The sequence below is a fragment of the Paenibacillus sp. An7 genome, assembly GCF_009870785.1.
GTDB lineage: Bacteria > Bacillota > Bacilli > Paenibacillales > Paenibacillaceae > Paenibacillus.
The window spans coordinates 1-221 of the sequence record NZ_WTWX01000119.1; the positions used below are offsets into that span (position 1 = coordinate 1).

The 221-nt window shown below is 56.1% G+C and carries 2 tRNA genes; both read right to left on the bottom strand.

From position 1 onward, the window contains the following. Nucleotides 1–43: 43 nt before the first annotated feature. Nucleotides 44–119 (bottom strand) — tRNA-Ala (locus GQY27_RS21375). Between the two features lie 22 nt (nucleotides 120–141). Further along, a tRNA-Ile gene (locus GQY27_RS21380) sits at nucleotides 142–218 on the bottom strand. Between the last annotated feature and the right edge of the window lie 3 nt (nucleotides 219–221).

The window sequence follows — 221 nt, forward strand, 5'->3', positions numbered from 1 at the left end:
ATTAACAGTCGAGTGCTCTACCAACTGAGCTATCAGGGAATAGTGGTGGAGCCAAGCGGGATCGAACCGCTGACCTCCTGCGTGCAAGGCAGGCGCTCTCCCAGCTGAGCTATGGCCCCATAATGGAATTATGAAGTTACATGGTGGGCCCTAGTGGACTCGAACCACCGACCTCACCCTTATCAGGGGTGCGCTCTAACCAGCTGAGCTAAGGGCCCTCA